General features: G+C 57.0%; 21 protein-coding genes. 16 read left to right on the top strand and 5 right to left on the bottom strand.

Features of this window, described 5'->3' with window-relative positions; translation table 11 throughout:
- Positions 1-76 precede the first annotated feature (76 nt).
- Both BMZ81_RS10745 and BMZ81_RS10740 read left to right on the top strand, forming a co-directional pair.
- Complete coding sequence (locus tag BMZ81_RS10745; protein WP_091131900.1) at positions 77-1381, top strand: hypothetical protein; 1305 nt, start codon at positions 77-79, stop codon at positions 1379-1381.
- Entirely contained in the window at positions 1381-2082 is a 702-nt protein-coding gene (locus tag BMZ81_RS10740; protein ID WP_091131898.1) for a DUF6320 domain-containing protein, read from the top strand. The genes BMZ81_RS10745 and BMZ81_RS10740 overlap by 1 nt, the downstream gene beginning before the upstream one ends.
- 36 nt (positions 2083-2118) lie before the next feature.
- Here the strand turns inward: BMZ81_RS10740 and BMZ81_RS10735 are convergent, their stop codons facing one another.
- On the bottom strand, positions 2119-2952 hold the full coding sequence (locus BMZ81_RS10735) for a deoxyribonuclease IV (RefSeq protein ID WP_091131896.1): 834 nt from the start codon (positions 2950-2952) through the stop codon (positions 2119-2121).
- Between the two features lie 160 nt (positions 2953-3112).
- Positions 3113-3289, bottom strand: coding sequence for a hypothetical protein (locus BMZ81_RS14115; protein ID WP_177187293.1), 177 nt, complete (start codon positions 3287-3289; stop codon positions 3113-3115).
- Between the two features lie 750 nt (positions 3290-4039).
- Here BMZ81_RS14115 and BMZ81_RS10730 point away from each other — a divergent pair.
- The 14 genes from BMZ81_RS10730 to BMZ81_RS10670 all read left to right on the top strand — a co-directional run bounded on the left by BMZ81_RS10730 (position 4040) and on the right by BMZ81_RS10670 (position 19383).
- On the top strand, positions 4040-5182 hold the full coding sequence (locus BMZ81_RS10730; RefSeq protein WP_091131893.1) for an acyl-CoA dehydrogenase family protein: 1143 nt from the start codon (positions 4040-4042) through the stop codon (positions 5180-5182).
- 227 nt (positions 5183-5409) lie between these two features.
- Positions 5410-5553: a hypothetical protein gene (locus BMZ81_RS14110; RefSeq protein ID WP_177187292.1), complete on the top strand. Its 144-nt coding sequence runs from the start codon at positions 5410-5412 to the stop codon at positions 5551-5553.
- A gap of 135 nt (positions 5554-5688) precedes the next feature.
- A complete protein-coding gene (ilvB, locus tag BMZ81_RS10725) occupies positions 5689-7320 on the top strand; it encodes a biosynthetic-type acetolactate synthase large subunit (protein ID WP_091131891.1) in 1632 nt (543 codons plus the stop codon).
- Between the two features lie 11 nt (positions 7321-7331).
- Entirely contained in the window at positions 7332-7817 is a 486-nt protein-coding gene (ilvN, locus tag BMZ81_RS10720; RefSeq protein ID WP_091131889.1) for an acetolactate synthase small subunit, read from the top strand.
- Positions 7818-7867: 50 nt separating this feature from the next.
- On the top strand, positions 7868-9583 hold the full coding sequence (ilvB, locus tag BMZ81_RS10715) for a biosynthetic-type acetolactate synthase large subunit (protein ID WP_091131887.1): 1716 nt from the start codon (positions 7868-7870) through the stop codon (positions 9581-9583).
- Positions 9580-10146, top strand: a complete 567-nt coding sequence (gene ilvN / locus BMZ81_RS10710; protein WP_242942624.1) for an acetolactate synthase small subunit — start codon at positions 9580-9582, stop codon at positions 10144-10146. Before ilvB (BMZ81_RS10715) ends, ilvN (BMZ81_RS10710) begins: the two co-directional genes overlap by 4 nt.
- Entirely contained in the window at positions 10127-11146 is a 1020-nt protein-coding gene (gene ilvC, locus BMZ81_RS10705) for a ketol-acid reductoisomerase (protein WP_091131885.1), read from the top strand. The genes ilvN (BMZ81_RS10710) and ilvC overlap by 20 nt, the downstream gene beginning before the upstream one ends.
- A 68-nt stretch (positions 11147-11214) precedes the next feature.
- The gene (gene ilvD / locus BMZ81_RS10700) at positions 11215-12876 is read left to right on the top strand and encodes a dihydroxy-acid dehydratase (RefSeq protein ID WP_091131883.1); all 1662 of its coding nucleotides are present in this window, start codon (positions 11215-11217) and stop codon (positions 12874-12876) included.
- Between the two features lie 58 nt (positions 12877-12934).
- Positions 12935-14242: an ATP-binding protein gene (locus tag BMZ81_RS10695; protein ID WP_091131881.1), complete on the top strand. Its 1308-nt coding sequence runs from the start codon at positions 12935-12937 to the stop codon at positions 14240-14242.
- A 362-nt stretch (positions 14243-14604) separates the two neighbouring features.
- The gene (locus BMZ81_RS10690) at positions 14605-15183 is read left to right on the top strand and encodes a 2-oxoacid:acceptor oxidoreductase family protein (RefSeq protein ID WP_091131878.1); all 579 of its coding nucleotides are present in this window, start codon (positions 14605-14607) and stop codon (positions 15181-15183) included.
- The gene (locus tag BMZ81_RS10685; RefSeq protein WP_091131876.1) at positions 15180-15488 is read left to right on the top strand and encodes a 4Fe-4S dicluster domain-containing protein; all 309 of its coding nucleotides are present in this window, start codon (positions 15180-15182) and stop codon (positions 15486-15488) included. Before BMZ81_RS10690 ends, BMZ81_RS10685 begins: the two co-directional genes overlap by 4 nt.
- Before the next feature lie 15 nt (positions 15489-15503).
- Positions 15504-16682, top strand: coding sequence for a pyruvate ferredoxin oxidoreductase (gene porA / locus BMZ81_RS10680; RefSeq protein ID WP_091131874.1), 1179 nt, complete (start codon positions 15504-15506; stop codon positions 16680-16682).
- A 15-nt stretch (positions 16683-16697) separates the two neighbouring features.
- Positions 16698-17630 (top strand): thiamine pyrophosphate-dependent enzyme, encoded by a 933-nt coding sequence (locus BMZ81_RS10675; RefSeq protein ID WP_091131871.1) that lies wholly within the window; start codon positions 16698-16700, stop codon positions 17628-17630.
- Between the two features lie 559 nt (positions 17631-18189).
- Positions 18190-19383 (top strand): PucR family transcriptional regulator, encoded by a 1194-nt coding sequence (locus tag BMZ81_RS10670; protein ID WP_091131869.1) that lies wholly within the window; start codon positions 18190-18192, stop codon positions 19381-19383.
- 292 nt (positions 19384-19675) lie between these two features.
- Here BMZ81_RS10670 and BMZ81_RS10665 read toward each other — a convergent pair whose 3' ends face one another.
- The 3 genes from BMZ81_RS10665 to BMZ81_RS10655 form a co-directional block, all read right to left on the bottom strand.
- The gene (locus tag BMZ81_RS10665; RefSeq protein ID WP_091131867.1) at positions 19676-20341 is read right to left on the bottom strand and encodes an HAD family hydrolase; all 666 of its coding nucleotides are present in this window, start codon (positions 20339-20341) and stop codon (positions 19676-19678) included.
- Between the two features lie 278 nt (positions 20342-20619).
- Positions 20620-22986 (bottom strand): glycyl radical protein, encoded by a 2367-nt coding sequence (locus tag BMZ81_RS10660; RefSeq protein ID WP_091131865.1) that lies wholly within the window; start codon positions 22984-22986, stop codon positions 20620-20622.
- A 74-nt stretch (positions 22987-23060) separates the two neighbouring features.
- Entirely contained in the window at positions 23061-23885 is an 825-nt protein-coding gene (locus tag BMZ81_RS10655) for an SDR family NAD(P)-dependent oxidoreductase (RefSeq protein WP_177187291.1), read from the bottom strand.
- Positions 23886-23898 lie beyond the last annotated feature (13 nt).

The raw sequence follows: 23898 nt of genomic DNA, 5'->3' as shown, positions 1-23898 counted from the left end.
GCTGAATTCCCTTGCCCGACCAGCGGGAAACGTGCTACAATGACTCTGCAAACGACAGGAGAGGGCGGTGAGGAATATGGCGCGGCGGGAGACCCCGTGGTACAAGCTGGACAACGCCGGCACGTTGTATTCCGCCATTCAGCGGGAAGAATACTCCGCCATCTATCGCTTTTCCGCCTGGATGACGGATCCGGTGGATCCGGCCCTGCTTCAAAACGCCATCGACCGCTGTATGCCCCGCTTTCCCGGCTTCGCCGTGCGTATCCGCCGTGGATTTTTCTGGTATTATTTCGAGCCCAATACCGCGCCCGGCCCCTATCTGAAGCCCGATGTGGCGGATCCCTGCCAGCCGGTGCGCTTTCGGGAGGACAACGGGTATCTGGTGCGGTTTTACTACTATCGCAACCGCATCTCCTTTGAGGCTTTCCACGCCCTGGCGGACGGCACGGGAGGACTGGTATTCTTCCGGACGCTGCTGGCGGAATACCTGCGGCTTCAGGGCCATATCATTCCCTGCGGCTCCGGGCTTTTGGATGTGACCGAGGCGCCCCGGCGGGAAGAGCGGGAGGATGCATACGCCCGCTACGCCGGGGAGGTGGCCCGGGCCCCTGCTCTGATCAGGCGGGCCTACTCCAACCGGGGAGAGCCGGAGCCCTTTTATACCTTTCATGTCACCATGGGCTTTGTACCTGTGGATCAGATCAAAAGCAAGGCCAGGGAGTACCAGGCATCCCTGACGGAGTACCTGGCCGCCGGTCTGATTTGGGTGCTGCTGGAAAAGCAGCACCGGGAGCGTCCCCACCGGGAGCGGCCAGTGGCGCTGGCGGTGCCCATTGACCTCCGGGCCCTTTTTCCGACAGATACCCTGCGGAACTTTATCCTCACCGTGCAGCCGTCGGTGGATCCGGCGCTGGGACCGTACCGCTTTGCGGATATTGTCTCTCAGGTGCACCACTATATGCGGCTGCATATCAATCCGCAAGAGCTGCGGGCCCTGTTTACCCGCAATGTCCGCTATGAGCGGAACCCTGCGCTGCAGCTGATTCCCCGTCCGCTGAAAAATCCGGTGATGGCCTACAATTACCGCACCCGCGGCGTGCGGCCCTATTCCGCAACCTTTACCAACCCCGGCGTGTTCCGGGTTCCGCCGGAGATGGAGCCCCACATCCGGCATATGGAGGTGGTGCTGGGACAGGCCACTGTGGCTCGTCCCCATGTTTCGGCCATCAGCTATGGCAACACGCTGGAGATCACCTTTGCCGGCACCCAGCGGGACGCGGAGACGGAGCGGGCATTTTTTCACTTTCTGGTCACCCAGGGGATCCCTGTCCGGATTGAGAGCAACCGCCGTCCCGGCGGCAGTTCAAAGGAGGAAGACTGATGTCCTATTGTGTCAACTGCGGCGTGGAACTGAATTCGGCGGCATCCTGCTGCCCCCTGTGCGGCACGCCGGTTTTGAATCCCCGGCAGAAAGCGGATGAGACGGCTCCGGCGTTTTTCCCCACCCGCCGGGCGGAGGTCGCTCCGGTTTCCAAGCGGGCGATGGCGCTGCTGCTGACGGCGATGCTGGGGTCTGTGGCGGTGTGCTGCGCGCTGCTGAATCTGGTGCTGAAGCCCCACATCCCCTGGTATCTTTTTGTAGTGGGGGCGGCGGCCATGCTGTGGGTGTGGACGGTGTTCCCTCTGCTGGCCCGGAAGGTGCCCCTCTGGGGGAGGCTGACGCTGGATGTGGGGGCCGTGGGGCTGTATGTCTTTTTGATTTCCCTGGCTCTGGACGGCGGGACCTGGTTCCGCAACCTGGCAATCCCGCTGCTGGCGCTGTCTGCCGCCGTGGTGTTTTCCCTGAGCTGGCTGCTGCGGCGGGGGCATTCCCTGCTGACCACCGCCACCATGTCCCTGATTGCCGCCGGCATCTTCTGCCTGGGCGTGGAGGCCTGCTGCGACTGGTATCTGTACAGCGGCTTTGCGCCGGGCTGGTCTTTGGTGGTGTTTGCCTGCTGCGTGGGTCTGTGCATCCCCCTGGTGATCATCCGCCGGATCCCTTCCTTGCGGGAGGAGGCGCGCCGCCGCTTTCACTTTTGAAAAAGCCCGTCCCGAAATACCTCGGGACGGGCTTTTTCAGAATGCTGCCAACTCGCGCAGCAGGGCGATCTCCCTTGCATAGCCCGGCAGCTCGTTAGGCGTCTCCAGGCAAAAGGGCAGCTCCCGCAGCGCGGGGTGGCGGACAATGCGGGCCAGGGCCTCCAGGCCGATGGCACCGTCCCCGATACAGGCGTGGCGATCCTTGCGGCTGCCGGGCGGGTTTTTGCTGTCGTTGAGATGGACGGCTTTCAGACGCTGCAGGCCAATGACGCGGTCAAACTCGGTCAGGACCCCATCCAGATTGCGGATGATGTCATAGCCCCCGTCGGACACGTGGCAGGTGTCCAGACAGACGCCCATCTTCTCCCCCAGCAACACTCGATCCAGGATTTCCCGCAGCTCTTCAAAGGTGCCGCCCACCTCGCTGCCTTTCCCGGCCATGGTCTCCAGGAGAACCGTGGTGTGCTGCTCCGGGGTAAGGATGGCGTTCAGCCCTGCGGCGATATAGGTGATGCCGGCTTCCGTGCCCTGGCCCACATGGCTGCCGGGATGAAAATTGTAGTACTGGCCCGGCAGAAACTCCATCCGGCGGAGATCGTCCGCCATGGTCTCCCGGGCAAAGGTGCGGTTTTTTTCCTCTGCACCGCAGAGATTCAGCGTATAGGGTGCATGGGCGATAATGGGGGCAAAGCGGTGCTCCGCCAGCAGGGCCTGCAGCGCCGCCGCGTCGGCGGGATCCAGATCCTTGGCCCGGCTCCCCCGGGGATTTCGGGTAAAAAACTGAAAGGTGTCCGCGCCCAGCTCCAGCGCCTGCCTCCCCATAGCGGCAAAGCCCTTGGAGGAAGAGAGGTGACAGCCGATGTGCAACATAAAGAACCTCCTGTTTCCAATGGATGTTGTATCATGCGGTCAAACAGACACAACCGTCTTTTTATTTTGATTATTACTATACCACGGACGGCTGAAAATGTCCGGGATAAATGCAACAAAAACGCCGCCGAAAATATCCGGCGGCGTTATGTAACCTAATTTAGCTGTGAACTCCCTGGTCTTCCGTGTTTTTTCCAGAAGGCTCGTCCGCCGTTACATACAATTCCTCCGCTTTTTGCTGCACGGCAATCAGGTTGGACCGAAGCTGCTGCAGGGTCTCCTCTGCGTCGGTAATTGCATTGAAAAGCAGGAGATATTCCTTGGTTACATTCAGCATTTGGTACTCATCCTTTCCAGACTCCCGCAAGATCTTGTGGGATTTTTTCCCATTTTACATAAAATCGGATGGGGATTTTGTCTGAATCTGTCGAGAGACTCTGGAATCTGTACAATTTTTTCGAAAAAGGAAAAAATTTACAAAAACAACGGGAAAAGAAGCCGGGCATAGACATCTGAAAAAGAAGGCGGTCATACCTGAAACGCAACTGTGCCACAAAGTGGTGCAGGGCCTTTTTACTGCTCCGCAATCAACATGACGGAGGTGATGAGCTCCAATATCACCATGCCGGACGAAACCCCTGCGGCAGTCATAGAAACCCCGGGATCGCGATTTACAGACTTTCTGAAGCATACGAAAAAAGGCTTGATGCGGATTGGCGGAGCACGCAATCGTCCGGTTTTCTGATGGAAAGACGACTGAACAAATACAGACATTTTCGGCAGGCGGCAATCTCCGTCTGCTATTTTTTTGACAAATTCGCTGAATTTGTCAAAAAAATAGCAAATAGCTTATGCAGGCTGCACGAAAGGGACTTTGTTTGCTAATAGACAAACTTTTGATAAACAAATAGTTGATATACAAAAAATTTAGTCACAAAGATCTGAATTTTAGGTATACTTAGACATTGTTTCAAAAATGCTCCCAATGCTATACTATCTGGCAACAGGGGAAACACAAATGTGTGCCGCTGGTTGATAGGGGATCCCACTTCAAAAAAATGAAAAGAATGAAAAAGAGGGAACAGTCATGAATTTTGATTTGACGCAGGAGCAGCAGCAGATTCAGAAACTGGCGCGGACATTTGCAGAAAACGAATTGGCCCCCGGCGTCCTGGAGCGGGATGCCAACAGCGAGTTCCCGATGGAGGCATTTAAGAAATTCGGAGGGATGGGTATGTACGGCATTCCCTATCCCAAGGCCTTTGGCGGCCAGGGCGGCAGTTACCTCTCCTACATCCTGGGTGTGGAGGAGGTCTCCAAAATTGACGGCGCCTTTGGCATCTCTTTTTCCGTAAATACCTCCCTGTATGGCGGCAGCGTGATGTATTCCTCTGCGACCGATGAGCAGAAAAAGCGCTTTTTGGCGCCGATTGCCAGCGGAGCCGCCGTTGGCTCCTTCGGGCTGACGGAGCACACCGCCGGTTCCGACGCGGCCGGACAGCAGACCGTTGCGACGCCGGACGGCGACGGCTATGTTTTGAACGGCACAAAGATTTTCAATACAAACGGGCCTTTCGCGGACTATACCGTGGTTTATTGCCTGATGGATCCCAGCATCGGCACCAAGAGCATGGCCGCCTTTGTACTGGAAAAGGGGATGCCGGGCTTTACGGTGGGTCGGCTGGAGGATAAAATGGGTATCCGTTCTGCACAGGTGTCGGAGATGCATCTGGACAATGTACGGGTTTCCGCAGACAGAATGATCGCAAAGCCCGGTGAGGGCTTCAAGCTGGCGATGAAGGTTCTGGACGGCGGCCGCATCGGTGTGGCGGCCCAGGGGCTCGGCATTGCCAAGGGTGCTTTTGAAATTGCCCGGAAGTATCTGATGGAGCGTGAGCAGTTCGGCAAGCCCCTGTGCAAGCAGCAGTATCTGGCGTTTAAAATGGCAGAGCTCCAGACAGAGATTGAAAAGGCGGAGCTTTTGCTGTATAAGGCCGCCATCTGCAAGGAGGAGGGAAAGCCACACAGTGTTCCGGCCGCCATGGCAAAGATGACCTGCACGGACACGGCTATGCGCGTGACCACGGAATGTGTCCAGATGCTGGGCGGTAATGGCTATATGAAAGGATACCATGTGGAGCGCATGATGCGGGATGCAAAAATTACGCAGATTTATGAGGGCACCAATGAAATCCAGCGGCTGGTGATCAGTGGACAGCTTTTCCGCTGATTCCAGTCAAGGAATTCAAAGGATGCCGGAAAAGTCAAAGAAAACCGGCGAAAATACCGTCAAATTTTCCGGTTTTTCCGTTTGTTAGAAAAGCCTCTTTGGAACACTCTCCAAAAACGCTTGCTGTCCAATTTTTTTGTTGCGCTTTGAAAAGCAGGCATGTATAATGAAAAAAACAAACAACCCGCATCCATAAAACTGCTGGAAACAGCGGAGGCTTTGATTTTATGATGATGACTGCTCTGATTAGCATTCTGGTCATTTCCATTATTCTGATTCTGGTACACTTGGTAGTACTGGAAAAGAATAGTGTGTTTGGTCATGCTCAGAGCAAGAATGCGACTCCCGGTTTTGCCGCTTTGGCGGCGTAAGGGAACCTGAAAATTCTTGAACGTCTGTGACCCGACACAAAGGGCCGCAGACGTTTTTTTATAGCTCCGACATGAAAAAACGCTGCGCCGGTCCGATGTTTCCGGCCGCAAAAGACACCAAAGGAGGAAGAAACGATGGAAATGACAGGCGCGCAGATTTTGGTGGAAGGACTTCTGCGGGAAAAGGTAGATATGATTTTCGGATATGCCGGGGCTACCATTTGTCCATTGGCGGACGTATTGCGCTCGACTCCCCAGCTGGGATACACTCTGGTCCGCAACGAGCAGAATGCCGGCCACATGGCCTCCGGATACGCCCGGGTTACGGGAAAGGTGGGCGTCTGCATTGTCACCTCAGGCCCCGGCGCCACCAACCTGCTGACCGGAATTGCCACGGCCTATATGGACTCCATCCCTATGGTGGCCATTACCGGCCAGGTTCCCTCCCACCTGCTGGGACGTGATATCTTTCAGGAAGTGGACATCACGGGAGCGGCATCCCCCTTTTCCAAACACAGCTATCTGGTAAAGGATGCGGCGGATCTGCCCCTGATTCTCAAGGAGGCCTTTTACATCGCCTCCACCGGCCGGCCGGGTCCCGTTTTGATCGATGTCCCCATCGATATCCAGGAGCAGGTGGTGAAGGACGTCTCTTTCCCCGAAACGGTCAGCATCCGGGGCTATAACCCCAGTGTCCGGGGCAACGATAAACAGATTGCCCACGTGGCGGAGGCCATCTGCCAGGCGGAGCGACCGGTGATCTGCGCCGGAGGCGGCGTCTTTTTATCGGATGCCATGCTGGACTTTGAAACCTTTGCCGCCAGAACCCGGATTCCCGTGGTCACCACCATGATGGGACTTTCCCTGCTGCCCACGGATCACCCCTTGAATATGGGAATGATCGGAACCCAGGGCAATGTCTGCGCCAATAAGGCCCTGGCAAAATCCGATCTGCTGATTATGATCGGCACCCGGGCGGCGGATCGGGCCATCTTCTCTCCTGAGGAGATTCAGCGGCGGATGCCCTCCATCCACATTGATGTGGATCCGGCGGAGATCGGCAAGAACATCCAGACGGAGATTCCCCTGGTGGGCGATGTCCGGGTGATTCTTCAGCAGATTTTGAAGCGGGACCTGACGACCCGTTGCACACCCTGGCTGACCCAGCTGCAGGAACGGCGGAAGGAAGAGCTGAACCGGGAGTATCCCGTCCGTGCGGGCAGTGTGTTCCCGGGGCGGCTGCTGCGGCTGCTGGGTGAGCGGCTTCAGGAAAAGGCCGCTGTGTGCGTGGATGTGGGCCAAAACCAGATTTGGGCCTGCAAGCATTTGTGGCTGAAGGGCGGGCGCTTCCTCACCAGCGGAGGCCTGGGCACCATGGGCTATGCCCTGCCGGCCGGCGTGGGCGTCAAGGTGGCCCAGCCGGATCGGCAGACGGTAGTCATTTGCGGGGACGGATCCTTTCAGATGGCTATGAATGAGCTTGCCGCTGTTCGGGCCGGGAACATGGATTTGAAGATTGTCCTGCTGAAAAACGGCGTGCTGGGCCTGGTCAACCAGATTCAGAAGACGGCGCCCTATCACGGGCCCTTCGGCGTGTCGCTGGACGGCAGCCCGGACTTTGCCGCCATTGCGGCAGCCTATGGCATTCCCAGCATCACGGTTGGGGAGGAAGGCGAGGTGGAGAACGCTCTGGACCGCTTCCTGGCGGAAAAGGGCAGCTGCCTGCTGATTGCAAAAGTGGATCCCACTGTGACGACGAGCGACTAAGGAGGAGCAGCATGAAACAGACGATTTCTGTCCTGGTGGAGAACCGGGCCGGTGTGCTGGGCCGCATTACCAGCCTCTTCTCCCGCCGGGCGTTCAATATCGATTCCCTGGCGGTGGGCGTTACCGATGACCCGGCAATCTCCCGCATCACCATTATTGTAGACAACGGCAACAGCGTGGTGGAGCAGGTGGAAAAGCAGCTGAACAAGCTGGTGGAGGTTATCAAGGTCCGCACGCTGGATGAAAGCAGCATGATTGGCCGGGAGCTGATGATTCTCAAGGTCAGCGCCAACGCCAAGACCCGAAACAATATCATGACCATCTGCGATATCTGCGGTGCCAAGGTGGCGGATATCTCCCCCACCTCCATGACCATGGAACTGTCGGATACGCCGGACCGCGTGAATACCTTTGAGGAGATGATGCGCCCCTTCAACATTCTGGAGGTAGCGCGGACCGGGATGATTGCCCTGCAGAAGGGCGGAGGAAAGATTTGAGCATGGCGGTGCTCCGCCGTGTTTGAGGGAAATATGAGGAGGAATGCATTTTGAAGATCCGCGCGACGCAGGCCATTATGGAGTGCCTGCTGGAGCAGGGGGTAGACACGGTTTTCGGCTATCCGGGCGGAACGATTCTGAATATTTATGACGAATTGTACCGCTATCAGGATCGAATCCACCATGTCCTGACCGCCCATGAACAAGGCGCTGCCCATGCGGCGGACGGCTATGCCCGATCCACCGGAAAAGTAGGCGTGTGCTTTGCCACGTCCGGCCCCGGCGCCACCAACCTGACCACCGGCATTGCCACCGCCCATCTGGACTCCTCCCCCGTGGTGTTTATCACCTGCAACGTGGGGGAAAACCTGCTGGGCAAGGATGCCTTCCAGGAGGTGGACTCCACCGGCATTGCCATGCCCATCACCAAGGCCACCTTCCTGGTGCGGGACGCCGCAACCATCCCGGATGTGATGCGCCAAGCCTTTGCCGTGGCGGCCACCGGCCGGCCAGGCCCGGTGCTCATTGACTTTTTGAAAAACGTTACGGCACCCAGTCAGATGATTGACTATGACTTCGTTCCCTGGCGGGAAAACCGGCGGCTTGAAAGCCTGCGCAGCCTGAATGCCAGCCACCAGCTGAAAAATCCAGAGCCCAACCGGCAGGATATTGAAAAGCTGCTGGAGATGATTGGCCAGGCGAAAAAGCCCTTTCTCATCTGCGGCGGCGGTGTGGTCCGCGGCCGGGCACACCGGGAATTCGGAGAATTTGCGGAAAAACTGGATGCGCCGGTGGCCATCACCGTCATGGGCGGCGGTGGTTTCCCCGGCGGCCATTCGCTGACTACCGGCATGATCGGCATGCACGGATCCCGGGCCTCCAATGTGGCCTGCGACGAATGTGACCTGCTGATTGCTGTGGGCTGCCGCTTCTCCGACCGGGTGGCACTGGATCCGGCTACCTTTGCCTCCCAGGCCAAAATTGTACAGATTGACATTGACCGGGCGGAAATCGATAAAAATGTGCTCACCGATCACCATATCATCGGATCCGCCAGAAAGGTGCTGGCCCTTTTAAACGAAAAAATGCCCCAGTACCACCACGATGTCTGGAAGCAGTACATCCTGCCTATGCGGGCGCCTTCTGTGGCGGCAGAGAGCGAAGTCCTGACGCCCCAGCAGATTCTGGATGTGATTCAGCGCCAGGCCCCCAAGGACACCATGGTGGCCACCGATGTGGGCCAAAACCAGATGTGGGCCATCAAATACCTCCACTTCAACTATCCCGGCCAGCTGCTGACGTCCGGCGGCTTCGGCACCATGGGCTTTGGCCTGGGCGCCGCCATCGGCGCCCAGATGGGAAACCCCGATAAGCGGGTCATCCACATCACCGGGGACGGCTGCTTCCGCATGAACTGCCATGAGCTGTGCACCGTGGAGCACTATCACCTGCCCATCATCTCTGTGGTGTTCAACAACGGCACTCTTGGCATGGTCCGCCAGTGGCAGAACCTGATTTACGACAAGCGTTTTTCCGCCACCACCCTGGACCGCGGCCCGGATTTTGTGAAGCTGGCCGAGGCATACGGCCTGAAGGGATACCGGGTTCGCACCCGGGTAGAGATGGAAGCCGCCCTGGACAAGGCCCTGGCCGACGGCTGCGGCGCGGTGATCGACTGTGTGCTGGACATCGACGAGATGGTGCGGCCCATGGTGGCGGCCGGCTCCCCCATCACGGACTTTTTGCTGAAGGAGGGAACGACTTGAAAAAGGAATTCAGTATGGAGCGCAAGCGCTATACCCTCTGCATCCTGGTGGAGGATATCCCCGGGGTGCTGAGCCAGGTGGCCCGCCTGTTCTCCAGAAAGGGATACAACATTGAGTCCATCGTCTCCGGCGAGACGGACAGGCCCGGCATTACCCGCATTTCCATTGAGCTGCTGGGAGACGAGCTGATGATTGACCAGATTGCCGCCCAGTGCCGCAAGCTTCTGCCGGTCAAGGCTGTCAAGATTCTGGATGAGGAGTCCTGCATCCGCAGGGAGATTGCCCTCATCAAGGTCCGCGCGGCGGATCGCGCCGCCCGGGACGAGATCATCCAGCTGGTGAACATCTTCCGGGCCAAAGTCATCGATGTGGGGAAGGAATCCCTGACCATTTGGGTCTTTGGCAGCCAGAGCAAGAACACCGCGCTGATTGGGATGCTGGAGGATTTCGGCATCCTGGAGATCGCAAAAACCGGTACTATCGCCATTGAACGAGGGCGTAGCACGATATACGACAACAACAAATTACGGGAGGAATACGACTATGGCAAAAATGTATTATGAGAAGGACTGCGACATCAACAAGCTCAATGGCAAGAAGATTGCAATCATCGGCTACGGCTCTCAGGGCCACGCCCATGCGCTGAACCTGAAGGAATCCGGCTGCGACGTGTGCGTCGGCCTGCGCCAGGGAAGCAAGAACTGGGCTGCGGCTGAGAAGGCGGGCCTGCAGGTCAAGACGGTGGCTGAAGCTGCCAAGTGGGGCGACATTGTCATGATCCTCATCAATGATGAGGTCCAGGCACCTGTTTACAAGAAGGAAATTGCCCCCAACCTGGAGCCGGGCAACGCGCTGATGTTCGCCCACGGCTTCAACATCAATTTCAAGCAGATCGTCCCCCCCGCAGATGTGGATGTGATGATGATTGCGCCCAAGGGGCCTGGCCACACCGTTCGTTCCACCTATGTGGCGGGCAAGGGTGTTCCCTGCCTGCTGGCGGTCGAGCAGAATGCCACCGGCAAGGCCTATGACTTGGGCCTGGCCTATGCAGCCGGCATCGGCGCTGCCCGCGCCGGCGTGATGGAGACCACCTTCCAGGATGAGACCGAGACCGACCTCTTCGGTGAGCAGGCCGTGCTGTGCGGCGGCGTTGTGGAGCTGATGAAGCTGGGCTTTGAGACGCTGGTGGAAGCTGGCTACGAGCCTGAAAACGCCTATTTCGAGTGCATCCATGAGATGAAGCTCATCATCGACCTCATCAACAAGGGCGGCGTGGCCATGATGAACTATTCCATCTCCGACACTGCTGAATACGGCGAGTATGTCTCCGGCACCCGGATCCTGCCCTATGAGGAGACCAAGAAGAACATGAAGGCCGTGCTCACCGACATCCAGGACGGCGTATTTGCCGGCAAGTGGATTGCGGAGAACCAGACCGGCCGCACCTTCTTCAATGCCAAGCGTGCCCAGCTGGCCAAGCATCCCATGGAGGTTGTGGGTGCCCAGCTGCGGAAGAACATGCTCTGGGGCGACGATGTGGATCCCGATACCGCTTCCAACTGACCCTGCGGAAAGGGGGAGGTGCTCCCTCCCCCTTTTGAAATTCCAGTCACAATACGGAGGTCTTTCCTATGCATAGCGACGTGATTAAAAAAGGAGTGCCGGCCGCGCCCAACCGCTCATTGCTGTATGCACTGGGCTATACCAAGGAGGAGCTGGAGCGGCCGCTGATCGGCGTGGTGTGCTCCTATAACGAGATTGTCCCCGGCCACATGAACCTGGATAAAATCGCCGAGGCGGTAAAGGCCGGCGTCCGGGCCGCCGGCGGCACGCCGGTGGAGTTTCCGGCCATCGCCGTGTGCGACGGAATCGCCATGGGCCACGTGGGGATGAAGTACTCCCTGGTGACCCGGGATCTCATTGCCGACTCCACTGAGGCTATGGCCATGGCCCACCAGTTTGACGGTCTGGTGATGATTCCAAACTGCGACAAAAACGTGCCCGGCCTTTTAATGGCGGCGGCACGGGTGAATGTGCCCACCATCTTCGTCTCCGGCGGCCCCATGCTGGCGGGAACCCTGAACGACGGACGCCGCACCTGCCTCTCCCACATGTTCGAGGCGGTGGGCGCCCATTACGCCGGAAAGCTGAACGACGAGGGGCTGGAGGAGTATGAGGAGAACGCCTGCCCCACCTGCGGCTCCTGCTCCGGCATGTACACGGCAAACTCCATGAACTGCCTCACCGAGGCCATCGGCATGGCCCTGCGGGGCAACGGCACCATTCCCGCCGTCCACTCCGCCCGTCTGCGGCTGGCCAAGCACGCAGGCATGAAGATTATGGAGCTGGTGGAAAAGGACATCCGTCCCCGGGACATCCTGACGGAGTCCGCTTTCCACAATGCGGAGACCATCGACATGGCGCTGGGCTGCTCCACCAACACCATGCTGCACCTGCCCGCCATCGCCCACGAGTGCGGCATTACCCTCTCCTTTGACATGGCCAACGAGATCTCCGAAAAGACTCCCAACCTGTGCCATCTGGCGCCGGCGGGAGACACCTATATGGAGGATTTGGAGCGGGCTGGCGGCGTGTACGCCGTGATGGCGGAGCTGGCCCAGGCGGGACTGCTGGACACGGGCCTTGTGACCTGCACCGGCAAAACGGTGGCGGAAAACCTCCAGGGTGTGGTGAACCGGAACCCGGAGATCATCCGCCCACTGGACAATCCCTATTCCAAAACCGGCGGCATCGCCGTGCTCAAGGGCAACCTGGCCCCCGATGGCTGCGTGGTGAAGCAGTCTGCCGTGGCCCCGGAGATGATGGTCCATGAGGGCCCGGCCCGGGTCTTTAACAGTGAAGACGACGCCATCGCCGCCATCTATGCGGGCAGGATTGTCGCCGGTGATGTGGTGGTGATCCGCTACGAGGGACCCAAGGGCGGCCCCGGCATGCGTGAAATGCTGAACCCCACCTCCGCTATCGCGGGCATGGGACTGGACAAGGACGTGGCGCTTATCACCGACGGCCGCTTCTCCGGGGCCACCCGGGGGGCTTCTATCGGGCATGTCAGCCCGGAAGCTGCCAGCGGCGGTCCCATCGGTCTGGTGGAAGAGGGCGATATGATTGCCATCGATATCCCCGCCCACACCATTGAGCTGAAGGTTTCCGAAGAGGTCCTGGCAGCCCGGAAGGCCGCTTGGGTTTGCCCGGAGCCCCGGATCAAAACCGGATATCTCAGCCGGTATGCCAAGATGGTCTCCTCCGCCGACCGTGGTGCGGTGCTGGAATAACCGACTGCGCTCCCACTAAAAACGGGATGGCGCCATATCTCATGAGAGGATTGATGGAATGTACCGCGACATCGCGCATCTGCTGCTTTACAGCGACCTGCAGGAGGATGAGATCCTGGTTCAGCTGGCCCATATTCTCCGGGACTGGGAGGAGGATCTCTGCGGCAAGGACACGCTGGTGGGCCGGATCTATCCGCAAATCAAGCGGATTTTGGATCTCTCCACCGTCTGCGGCTTTGACGGAAACCTCTGGCATTGCTATCTCACCTGGCTGCTGATGACCAACCAGAACTCCTTTACCCAGACCTGCGAGCGGGTGGGCAGCAAGGAGGGCAGCGTCAACCACTTTGCAAAAAACGACTTTGCCGTCTTCCGGCGGCTGTTCCACTATGACTTTGGTCCGGTGGAGCGGGATCTGGGGATCGACTGTTTTTCCACCATCTGCCAGTACCGGGCAATTCCAAAACGGGAGCGGATGTACAACCGCGACGTCAGTCAGCAGGTACAGACGCTTTGCCGGGCCCTGGAGGAGGCGGCCGACGAACAGGAGATGTTCGATCTGCTGACGGAATACTACCGCCAGTATGGCTACGGCGTGTTCGCCATGAACCGGGCCTTCCGCATCCGCCGCAGCGGGCAGGAGGTGGAGTTCCTCCCCATCAGCAATATCGACCGTGTGATGCTGACGGATCTTCTTGGATACGAGCAGCAAAAGCAGGAGCTCTGCCGGAATACGGAGGCATTTTTGGCGGGGAAGGCCGCCAACAATGTGCTGCTGTATGGCGACGCCGGAACCGGAAAGTCCACCAGTGTGAAGGCGCTGATCAACGAGTACTACGACCAGGGACTCCGGATGATTGAGATTTACAAGCACCAGTTTGGGGATCTGTCTGCCATTCTGGCCCAAATCAAAAACCGGAATTACCGCTTCATCATCTTCATTGACGATCTGTCCTTTGAGGAGAACGAGGTGGAGTACAAGTTCCTGAAGGCTGTGATTGAGGGCGGCGTGGAGACCCGGCCGGACAATGTGCTGATCTATGCCACATCCAACCGCCGCCATCTCATCCGGGAGACCTGGAACGACCGGACGGATATGGAGCACCACGGGGACATCCACCGCTCCGACACCATGGAGGAAAAGCTCTCCCTGGCCAGCCGGTTCGGCGTATCCATCAATTTCAACGCGCCCACCCCCAAGGAGTATCAGAAGATTGTCCTGTCCCTGGCCCGCAAGCGGGGGATCACCATGGACGAACAGCAGCTTCTGGTGGCGGCCAACGCCTGGGAGGTCCGTCACGGTGGATTCTCCGGCCGGGCGGCCCAGCAGTTTGTGGACTATCTGGCGGCCCAGCCGCAGGAGTGAGCCTGATATTTCGAGGGAAGCGCGTATCCAGACAAACCGTGAAAAGGGCGTCCCATTGCGGCGCAATGGGACGTCCTTTTTCTACCCTTTTGCCGGAGAACGGATGGCAGATGGCCGTGCAAGGAGTCTGTATCTGTCTGATTGTGGAAAAAATAGAGGATTTTGTCCGTGAATAGCGGACAGACCCTTGCAAAAGCAGAAAGGCAACCTTATAATAGAGACATTGGGGGCCACTGCAGAGCCCCCTGGAAAACGATTAGAAAGAGGGCAATCTCCAGCACGTTCCATGGAAAAGAGCACGATGCAAACGTGGGGATCCTGAGATCCGACAGGGAGAACCTGTCACAGAAAGGGGAAAAACGATGAAAGAGATTGTAGAAATCCGTTGGCACGGCCGCGGGGGCCAGGGAGCGAAAACGGCATCGCTGCTGCTGGCGGACGCGGCGTTCAACACGGGGAAGTACGTCCAGGGGTTCCCGGAGTACGGCCCGGAGCGGATGGGCGCGCCTATCACGGCGTACAACCGCATCAGCAGTGAGCGGAGCACAGTCCACTCCAACATTTATGAGCCGGACTATGTGGTGGTGGTGGACGAGACGCTTCTCTCCGCTGTGGATGTGACGGCGGGATTGAAAAAAGAGGGGGCCATCGTCATCAACTCCGGCAAGTCCCCCGCCCAGCTGCGGCCGCTTCTGAAGGGCTATGAAGGCAGGGTATATACCATCGACGCGGCAAAGATCAGCGAGGAGGAGCTGGGAAAGAACTTCCCCAACACCCCCATGCTGGCGGCGATTGTGAAGGTTTCCGGCGTGGTGGAGGAGACGGAGTTCATTGAGGACATGAAGGCGTCCTTCCAGCATAAGTTTGCCAGCAAGCCCCAGGTCATTGAGGGCAACATGCGTGCCCTGAAACGCTCTATGGAGGAGGTACAGGTAGGATGAGTCATTTGGCAAAGGATATGACGCCGGACGTGAAATGGCAGGACATCACCCCGGGCTGCAATATTTTTGAAGGTGGTACATCCCAAACCGTGGAGACCGGCGACTGGCGGACCATGAAGCCGGTGCTGGATGCGGACAAGTGCCGGCAGTGCCTGCTGTGCGTGCCGGTGTGCCCGGACATGTCCATCCCCATGACGGAGGACGGCAAGCGGGGAGAGTTTAACTACTTTTTCTGCAAGGGTTGCGGTATCTGTGCCAGCGCCTGCCCTTTCGGGGCCATCACCATGGTCAGAGACGAGAAATAAGGGGGGAACGAAAAAATGGGAATCAGAGAGAGACTTTCGGGCAATGAGGCCATCGCCTATGCCATGAAGCAGATCAACCCGGATGTGATGGGCGCATTCCCCATCACACCCTCCACGGAAATCCCCCAGTATTTCTCCGCCTATGTAGATAACGGCGAAGTGGACACGGAGTTCATCGCGGTGGAGTCCGAGCACAGCGCCATGTCCACCTGCATCGGCGCGGAGGCAGCGGGCTGCCGGGCCATTTCGGCCACCAGTTCCTGCGGCCTGTGCTACATGACGGAGATGCTGTATGTGGCGGCCAGCGACCGCCTGCCCATCACCCTGGCAGTGAGCTGCCGGGCACTGAGTGGCCCCATCAATATCAACAACGACCACTCCGACGCCATGGGCGTGCGGGACACGGGCTGGCTGATGCTGTTCGCGGAGACGAACCAGGAGGCCTATGACAACTACCTGCAGGCCATGCGGATCGGCGAGGCGGTGGGCCTTCCCATCATGATTTGCCAGGACGGCTTTATCACCTCTCATGCCATTGAAAATATTGAGCTGGTGGAGGACGAGAAGGTAAAGGCCTTTGTGGGCGAGTACAGGCCGAAGCACTATCTGCTGAACAAGGATGAGCCCATGGCCGTGGGCGCTTACGCCACACCGGTGTACTACATGGAATCCAAGCGGCAGCAGGCCCAGGCCATGATGGACGCCAAGGAGGTCATCCGGAAGGTTGGCGCAGAGTTCGGCGCAATGACAGGCCGGACCTACGGATTGATTGAGGAATACCGGATGGAGGATGCGGAAGAGGCCATTGTGATCATCGGATCCTCCGCCGGCACAGCCAAGGAGGCGGTCAACCAGCTGCGCCAGGGCGGCAAGAAGGTGGGACTTATCAAGGTCCGCTCCTTCCGTCCCTTCCCGGCAGAAGAGCTGTGTGCGGCGCTGAAGCATGTGAAGGCCTTTGCCGTCATGGATAAGGACGACAGCTTCAATGCCCACTGCGGCCCCATGTACGCGGAGGTTTGCGCGGCACTGTACGCCGCGGGCATCAGCGGCCCGAAGGGGATCAATTACATCTATGGCCTGGGCGGCCGGGACGTGCGGGTGGAGAGCATCCAGCACGTGTTCGCAGAGCTGGAGCAGATCGCATCCACCGGCGACGTGGGCGAAACCTACCGCTATTTGGATGTGCGGGAATAAGGAGGGAGAACCAAGATGAACTACAATCTGAAAGAGAACCTGATGCGGGAAGAGCGTCTGTCCGGCGGACACCGGATGTGCGCAGGCTGTGGTTCCCCCATTGCCATCCGGACAGTGCTGCGGCAGCTGGAGCCAGGTGACAAGGCGGTGGTCACCGGCGCTACCAGCTGTATGGAGGTGTCCACCTTCATGTATCCTTATACGGCGTGGAAGGACAGCTTCATCCACAATGCGTTTGAAAATGCGGCGGCTACCTGTTCCGGCGTGGAGACGGCGTACAAGGCGCTGAAGAAGCGGGGCAAGATCGATGAGACCTGGAAGTTCATCACCTTCGGCGGCGACGGCGGCACCTATGACATCGGCTTCCAGAGCCTCAGCGGCGCCATGGAGCGGGGCCACGATATGGTTTATGTCTGCTATGACAACGAGGCGTACATGAATACCGGCATCCAGCGCTCCTCCTCCACCCCCCACTTTGCCGACACCACCACGACCCCCGCAGGCACGGTGATTCCCGGCAAGCTGCAGAAGAAGAAGGATCTGACGAAGATCATGGTGGCCCACGGCGTGCCCTATGTGGCGCAGACCACCTTTATCGGGAACTTCAAGGACATCAGCGAGAAGGCCCACCGGGCCATCTACACGCCCGGCCCGGCGTTTTTGAACGTGATGGCGCCCTGTCCCCGTGGCTGGCGGTATCCCAGTGAGAAGCTGATGGAGATCACGAAGATGGCGGTGGAGACCTGCATCTGGCCGCTGTATGAAGTGGTAGAGGGCAAGTACATTCTCAGCTATGAGCCCAAGGATAAGAGGCCTGTGGAGGAGTATCTGAAGCTCCAGGGCCGCTTTGCCCACATGTTCAAGCCCGGAAACGAATGGATGATCGAGCAGGTCCAGCAGGAGGTCGACCGCAACTGGGAGGCACTCCTCAAGCTCTGCGAACTGTAAAAGTGTATTCAATATGGGAGAATAAAGCTTGAATTCCCCGTAATTGCTGCATGTAAGGCACTACCCAAAATTCGTCAATATGTATGCTAATATCATGACATGGAAAGAAAAAGTGTGCAATTGTACTGAATTTAAAACTGAACAAAAATTTTTGTATATTTTACAATAAGAAATGCAGAAGAATTTTGCACAAAACATGTGTTCTGGTTTGCGCTCTTGTGGTAAAATATACACAGGTTTTGTAAAACGGAGAAACAGAGCCGTAAATTCATCCTGAAATAAACCGCTATCAGCAACCCAAAGAGGAAGGCAAACCTCCGCAGACAGTCTGACAGAACCCTTGATTGCGGCAACCGTGAAAAAATAGCATGGCGTCTCAGGCCCAAGCCTTCGCCGCGCGGCAGGGAGGAATACTCCAGAAGGCTTTGCAGGACAGCCACTCGATGCAGGATGCGCTGCACCAGCGCTTTTCGAATGGACACGCTTTGCAGATGACAACCACAGGCAAACCGGCGTCACGAACTTCTTGCAGGTATGGGCATAAAACAGGAGATAGGATGTGAACTCGTTGATTACTGTAGAAGAAATTTTAAAGCGTCCCCTGTATAAGCAGTTCCGCTGTGTTTCCGGGGCCCGGGGTCTGGGAAATCATGTTTTCAGTACCGGATTTCTGGAGTGGGAGACCGGGACCAAGATTTTCAACTCCTTTCCTGAAAACGAATTTGTCCTGACAACCCTGTCTTTTGCGAAAAATGCCCCTATGGCTGTAGAGGAAGCGCTGACCAATCTCATTAAATGCAGGGTTGCGGCTATTGCAATTAAACGTGTATATTTGCGCACGATTCCCGATTCCATCAAAAAGCTTTCTGATTCAGCTGGCGTTCCGATCCTGTTTTTTGATGATTTATATGTGGATGATTTGCTGTTTGATTTAAAAATCGCTATTTTGGAGGACGATCCCAAGCGTCAGGAAAAAATCATTGACGATCTGCTGGCCGCCTCATCCCTTCCGACAGAAGAGCGGGAGCAGCTGGCATTACGGCTGAACTCCCGCTTTGAGAGCAACCTGGTTTTCTGCGCATTTATAACGGAAGAAAAGACGGCCCTCCCGATAGAGGGGAGCGACGCTTTCGGCGGAATACCGCAATGGTCCGGGGAAAAACCTGGCCTGCACAATGGCTTTGGAAAGTGCGCCACAAAGCACCTGCTGCTACCTTATCGGAAGGGGACGCTTTGCCTGTATACGGCCCGCGAAAAAATGCCGGTGGACACGGCGCAGATATTGGCCTTTTTAAAACCGTATTTTTTAAAGAAGAAAAAATATCAGGTTGGGATCCGCATTTTGAATGACAGCCTTCCAAGCATTCCAAAAGCCATTCACGAGGCAATCTGTGCGAATAAGATCTGTATCATGAATCAGAGTGCTTATGTGGAATTTTCACAGGCCGGCGTGGATCGTTTTTTGTGCTTTTCCAGTGAAACACCGTGGGCCAGAATCTATTATTTGGATCTGCTCAATCGAATTGAGGCAAATATGGACGCTCCCGGAGTCGCGCTGAATACTATATTTGCCTTTGTAAAAAGTGGAGGAGACATTGACCTTATCTCGAAGAAAATGTATCAGCACAGCAATACAATCCGCTACCGGCTCTCGAGAATTAAGAAGCTGTGGGAAGCTCAAGACGATATTGTTTTTAAAACGCAGACCCTGCTGTTTACAAAGCTGTATCACCTTTACGAATATGAAAGCTGAGGCGCAGAATCAAGTGCCGCGCGTTTAAATGACACCTGTTGGGGACAAGTTCCCTGACTCCGGTGGAAATACATCATGGATCTGGGCAATAGAAAAACAAGCCCCCCTGTTTCTGTAATGTACCGGCTGTTCAGCCGTTGCTACAGAAACAGGGGGGCTCACTATAAAAGAAGGCAGTTGGACGCTTATTCTGCGCTGCAGGCAAGGAAATATATTTCACCGTTACGGACACGAAATGGCTGACACCGCGTATACCTTTTCTGATCAGTGCAAACTGTTTTATATACCTTGCTCAAGGCCGCTGCAGCTTTTCCAAAAGAGGAAGCAGATCGCGCATGGAGGAAATGCGGGCATCCGCATCCGCCAGCTGCTGGCGGTTTTTTCCGCCGTTTGTGAAACCGATGCTGTACATTCCGGCTCTCCGAAGCGCCAAGCAGCCAGGGTCGCTGTCCTCAATGCCAACGGCCTGACTGACGGAGACATTTGCAAGCCTGCAGGCGGTGAGGTAGATCTCCGGAGAGGGCTTCAGCTTCTCCACCTGGTTTTTGGTGAGAAAGAAATCCACATAGCTTGTAAGCCGCAAAAGCTCCACTACAGCCCGGACAAAGGGCTCGTCCGAGGAGAAAGCCACTGCGAGGAGATATCCGTCGGCCTTCAGCATGGATAAGGTCTCCGTTAAGCCAGGAGCCTCTGCTGTTCCTGCCTCCCGCAGCAAGTCCAGTGTAATCTGAAAGTGCTCATCGGCAAGTTCTTCAATGTCCACGGAAAGCTCGGCCTGCCGGCAGAGTTCCTGCCAGCGCAGGCGGACGGAGTATCCGGTCAGCTTGCCCAGCCGGGTGTGGTCCACACCCAGGCGCTCACCAATCCGCCGGTTTGCCTCGGCGTGCGCCCATTCATCGTCCAGCATGGTGCCGTCCAAATCAAAAGTGACGAGTTGAATTACGTTCTTTGTTTGCATGATCTGCTCCTATCTATATGCTTTTGGAATGGAACTGTTTTGCTATTATAGAGGCAGGCAGACGCTGCAGTCAACGGAATTCCGGAGAAGTTTTTGTTCAGTCTGTGTAAAGTGCGGATCCGACAGCCCGCAGGGAATGGCCAAACCGACAGCCGCTGCGTAAAGAAAAAAGGAACGTGCCTTGCAGAAAAGCACGTTCCTTTCAAGCCGATTTGCCATGAGACCGGAGGGGGAAACTTCCGCTACATCACGCCGGCCGGCCGCTTTCCAAAACGATGTCAGCAGGCACAGTGGGCCGTCCGGGCAATGATAATATCCTGTACGCCCTTATCCAGCTCCGTGAAGTAGGCCATATAGCCGGCAACACGAACCACCAGGTCCCGGTAATCCTCCGGATGGACCTGGGCGGCACGCAGTGTCTCATCATCTACCACGTTGATTTGGATATGTTCGCCGCCCTCCATAAATTCCCTGATGACACCGCCGATAATAGCCTTTCCGGGCTCACCGGCAACGCCCCGGGGATCAAAGCGCAGGTTGTAAAGTACGCCGCCGTGGCAGACCTTCTGATTCAGATGGGCCACGGAGTTTGCAGCTGCAGTCGGGCCGCTGGTATCCCGGCCCATGGCGGGAGAGGCGTTGTCGCTCAGGGCTGTAAAGGCCTTGCGGCCATCAGGTGTGGCGCCCACATGCTCACCCAAGGTGACATTGTAGGTCTGAGAGAGGTTACCAGGGGAGAACTTCCCGCCGCGGGCATCGCTGATTTTGGCAATGTGTGTAACACCGGCCTCCACAATGTCGGAAACCATCTGATCCACTTCGGGAATGTCGTTGCCGAACTTTGGGGGCTTGTTGACCAGCATCTGCCGCAGATCTTCAGCGCCTTCAAAGTTGGTGTCACAAAGATGGATGATCTGCTCCATTGTCAGCAGCTTTTTCTGGAACACGGCGTAGTCGATGGCGGCGATAGAATCGCCCACAGTGGCTGGACCGCAGATGAAGGTGTTGACATAGCAGTGCACCGGGCCGCCCTCCTGAATGGACATGCCCTTTTCAATGCAGCCGTCGATGAGAGAGGAGGCGTAAATGGCGGGCAGATTTGTCTGCACGGACTGAGAGATGCAGTGCTCCTTTGTCAAAAGCTCCCAAGCGTAGCAGACCTGCTTCTTTACAGCCTCTACAATATCTTCCTTGCAGGTGAAGGCGGAGGGATCGCCGGTCTCCAGGCCCAATTTTATTCCCGTCACCGGATCCACACCGTTGTGCAGCGCCATCTCCAGACACTTGGGCGCGCTGACATAGCCGCCCACCGGGCTTCCGTCCGTATTGCCCATACCGGGATGCGGCTCAATGCAGCCAATAATGACCCAGTTGCGGGCCTCCTCCAGAGAACCGCCTTTGTCCAGCACCTGCTGCATGGCAACCTTGTCGCTGAAGAAGGCGGGGTTGGCCTGACCGTCCTGGATCATCTCTACACCCTTGCGGAAGAGATCCTCCGGCATCCCGTCGTGAACACGGAGGGCCACCGCAGGCTGTGCCAGCTTGACCTCGCTGGCAGCCTCCAGCACCAGATAGGACAGGTCGTTTGTCACATCGTTGCCGTTTTCGTCGATACCGCCGATCATCAGAATCTGCCACATGGGATAGCCTGCGTCGGCACGGCTGTAATAGTTGTCGCTCATGTTGACGATGGCCGTTACCTTGATGAACAGCAGCTCCAGCAGCTCCTGGGCCTCCTCATTGCTAATGAGCCCCTTCTTCTTATCAGCCTCCAGATACCGACCCAGATTGACATCAAAGCGCCCCAAGCCCGTGGCATAGGAGTTCGCCTCAATGTTCAGGCCCACTTCGATAAACCACTGGAACTGTAGCGCCTCCCGGAAGGTTTCGGGGGCATTTTCAGGCACCTTGCGGCAGATGGCGGCAATTTGATTCAGCTCCGCCCGGCGCGTCTCGTCACTACAGGCGGATGCTTGATGCTCCGCCTCGTCAGCCAGACGGTGGGCATAGGAGATAAAGGCCTCCAGCACGATGATGGTGGCTTCCCAATACTCTATCTTGTGCATCTTCTCCACGTTCAGGCCGCTGTAGGTTGTCTCTTCGATCAAGTCCTTGCAGCGCTGAATCTGTTTGCGGAAGCCGCCCTCCATCATCCGCTGGTAATTGGGATGCACGTGTCCGGAGACACTGCCCTTGTTGCCGGACTTGTAGACACCGGCATTCTCGTGATCTAGCAGGTATTGAGGAATGTGGGCCAGGGTGAGCTCCTCAGTTGCCTTGCCGTCCCAGTAGTGCAAAAGATCAATTGCCTCGGAAACCTCCTCCGGAGAGATTTCGAAGGGATCGTGAGGCCGCTTGGAAATCATAGGCAATGTCTCGTACAGCCACAATTTTCCGGAGGCATACTCCGGGAAGATGTCAGCCGCCCGCACCTTTTCCGTCACAGTACCAACCAGTAGCTCGCCGTCATAGATTCGGACGGTTTTATGCTGAAGCACATACTCCAGAATTTTGGCGCGGTAAATCGGCGTGGGGGCGCCGGAGAACAGCTTGGCGGCCTCTGTCTCCAGCCGCAGCCGCTCAATGCTCAGTGCGGGCTTTACTTCCAAAAGCTGCTTACGCAGTTTTTTTACTCGTTCGGTCATGATGCTTTCCTCCTATCCGAACTGGATTGAAATTGCTCTTCATCAAAGATATGAAATCAATAGGCACTTCCCTATTACTCACGGACGCAGCGCTGCTCCGTGGGAATATCGATGGGCTTTCCGCTGCTCCAGCCGCCATCCACGTAAATCACTTGTCCGGTTACATAATTGGAGGCGGGGGTGGAGAGATAAATTGCAAGCCCGAGGAAATCGTTCACCGCGGCAATCCGGCCGGCAGGATGCTGCTCGATGATACGGTCATAGGTGTTGTCCTGGAACCCCTCCAGCATGGGCGTATAGACCCAGGTGGGGGCGATGCAGTTGACATTAATATTGTATTTGACCCAGGTAACCGCCAAAGAACGGGTGAACTGGTGGACAGCGGCCTTGGAGCACTCATAGGGCATGGAGAGATAGGTATGGCAGAAATCACCTGCAATGGAGCCAATGTTGACGATTTTGCCGCCGCCTTGGCGGATCATCACCTTGCCGACTTCCCGACAGATGAAGATGGTGCCGTTCAGGTTGACATCCACCACCTGACGGACCACCTCCGGCGGATAATTCTCCGGCTCCGAGTGAGCGCCGATACCTGCCGTGTTGATCAGCACGTCAATCCGACCGTACTTTTCGTCGATGGCGTGAATCACATCCACTACCTGATCGTTGTCGGTCACATCCAGCTGGTAGATGTCACAAGCCAGGCCCTCCGCAGCCATGTCCGCCTGCACCTTCTGCGCTTTCCCAATGGAAGTGTTGGTAAAAACCACTTTTGCGCCGTTGAGGGCCATGCCGCGGCCGATATAGGCGCCAAGTCCACCGGCACCTACCACCAGAACCACCCGATCCTGCAGGGAAAAAAGATCGCCGATTTTGCAATCCTTCACAATTTCACTCATGAGAGACATCCTC

Origin of the sequence: Oscillibacter sp. PC13, from assembly GCF_900115635.1 — a bacterium.
In the GTDB taxonomy this organism is placed as follows: domain Bacteria; phylum Bacillota; class Clostridia; order Oscillospirales; family Oscillospiraceae; genus Oscillibacter.
The sequence above is the reverse complement of the archived record's forward strand: the minus strand, read 5'-3'. Positions and strand labels throughout refer to the sequence as shown.